This window comes from Longirhabdus pacifica (assembly GCF_004115085.1).
GTDB classification, from domain to species: domain Bacteria; phylum Bacillota; class Bacilli; order Paenibacillales; family DSM-105158; genus Longirhabdus; species Longirhabdus pacifica.
In genome coordinates, this window is sequence record NZ_QXJP01000048.1 from 1 (window position 1) to 2,555 (window position 2,555).

The 2,555-nt window shown below is 51.0% G+C and carries 1 pseudogene; it reads right to left on the reverse strand.

The features are described 5' to 3' along the window. Positions 1-2,555: pseudogene (locus tag D1Z92_RS17430) on the reverse strand (hypothetical protein); the annotation flags it as partial.

Here is a 2,555-nt window from a genome sequence, read left to right on the forward strand (position 1 = left end):
TTAGCTTCGCCACTGTTACCCATAATGTGTGCGCTTGTAAGTCCAGCACCTACTGTAGTATTGATCCCTTCTGCATGGGAAGCTACACCCACTGCCATCGTTCCTGTACCTCCAGCATAGGAACACTGTCCCATTGCTACTGTATTACATCCTTCCGCATGCGCGTAATTCCCCCCCACTATCGTACCCATGCCTTCGGCATGACCAGCGAGAGCAACTTCCATAACTTGAGTCATGCAACCTTCCGCATGCGAGAAATCAGCTTCAGCTGTCGTTCCCATGCCTTCGGTGTGGGCCCCCATTCCTCCTACCAATGTTCCTCCTGCTACAGTATTTACTCCTTCCGCATGGGCAGCCAAGCCACACGAAGTAGTACCAAATCCTTCCGAATGAGAGTAAAATAACATCGCAGTTGTTTCAAATCCTTCAGCATGACTCCCCTCTAATACTGCAATAGTACTTAATCCTTCCGAATGACAACCTACTTCGTTGGCTACCGTGCACTGACCTTCCGCATGAGAAGATTCCCCTTGAGCAATTGTTGAAGCTCCTTCGGAATGAGAGCCGAAGCTACCACTTGCTGTTGTACCTGAGCCTTCCGCATGCGCGTGAATTCCACTTGCACTTGTTTGTAGTCCTTCTGCATGCGAACCAAGTGCACTCGCGGTTGTCTGGAATCCTTCCGCATGGGAGGCAAATCCACTGGCAATCGAACCTGTCCCGCCAGCATAAGAACAATCTCCCATAGCTGTTGTATTACATCCTTCCGCATGGGAACTGAATCCATTCGCCATAGTAGAATCACCTTCCGCATGGGAGGCAGTTGCTCCTGCTGTGTTTTCAACTCCTTCTGCATGGGAGGCAAACCCATTTGCTTCCGTTCCATTTCCTTCCGCATGACTGTCAAAGCCACCAGCTACAGTCGAATTACCCTCCGCATGCGCGTTATCTCCTATTGCCATTGTACCCGTACCTTCTGCGTGACCTTGACCACCGCTGCTCGTTGTAAATCTACCTTCAGAATGAGATGCAAATCCTGAGGCAATGGTAATACAGCCTTCGGCATGGGAAGCAATGCCTAACGTGGAACTAGCATCACCTTCGGCATGCGATGCTTTTGCATCCATTTCTGTATTACTTAAAAAACCCTCCGCATGAGAAAACTCTCCTAGTGTTAGCGTACCGTTTCCTTCCGCGTGGGATGCATCCGCCATCGCAACACTAAGCACTCCCTCAGAGTGAGTATTAGTACCTTCTGCAATCGTTATTTGCCCTTCCGCATGGGAGGCCGTAGATATACTAGCAGTTAGAATACCTTCAGCGTGACTTGCATCACCAAGTGCTTCTGTATCTGATCCTTCCGCATGAGCCTGTGCACCAGAAGCCAATGTCCCCGAGCCTTCCGCATGCGATTCCTCTGCTAAAGCGAGGGTTCCATTCCCTTCCGCATGGGATTGTGAACCATTAGCTTCTGTGCCCAAACCTTCCGCATGGGAGTTTTCTCCATTCGTCATCGTTCCGTTTCCTTCTGCATGGGAACCCGTTGCTCCTGCCGTAGTGCTCACTCCTTCGGCATGTGATTGCGCACCACTTGCGAAGGTTCCTAGCCCTTCCGCATGCGATTGTAGTCCACTAGCTCGTGTCATGGCTCCTTCGGCATGCGCATCTGCTCCACTGGCTATCGTTGATCCTCCTTCGGCATGCGCCGCATCTCCCTCTGCTGATGTACCTATACCTTCCGCATGTGCATGATTCCCACTCGCCACGGTCTGGAATCCTTCGGCATGCGATTGTAAACCACTAGCCGTTGTCACTGCTCCTTCCGCATGCGCATCTGCTGCGCTGGCTACCGTTGCTCCTCCTTCCGCATGGGAAGCCTCACCACTAGCCATTGTTCCAATTCCTTCGGCATGCGATTGGCTTTCTATTGCCATTGTCGCAAATCCTTCGGCATGCGATTGAAATCCACTAGCCGTTGTCACTGCTCCTTCCGCATGCGCATCTGCTGCGCTAGCTTCTGTTCCTCCTCCTTCCGCATGACTGTTATCTCCACTCGCCACGGTGAAGGCTCCCTCTGCGTGAGATGCTTGACTCGTAGCCGATGTATTTAACCCTTCTGCATGACTTCCATTGTCACTGGCCGTGGTTAAAATCCCTTCTGCATGACTGTTGTCTCCACTAGCTACCGAACGAATACCTTCCGCATGAGAACTGCTGCCACTGGCTTCTGTGATAAACCCTTCAGCATGGCTAAAAAAGCCAGAAGCCACACTTCCAGTCCCTTCCGCATGCGATCTATCACCACTTGCAGTAGTACTAAACCCTTCGGCATGACTAGAAAAACCAGAAGACGTTGTCTCGCTGCCTTCAGCATGACTGGAAAAACCAGAAGCTATAGTGTTTCTTCCTTCTGCATGCGCATTTGCCCCATCGGCTGTGGTGTCATTTCCTTCCGCATGAGAATTTATTCCATTCGCAATGGTATCATTTCCTTCCGCATGCGCATTATCTCCTTCTGCTATAGTTGAAATCCCTTCTGCATGGGAATTCACTCC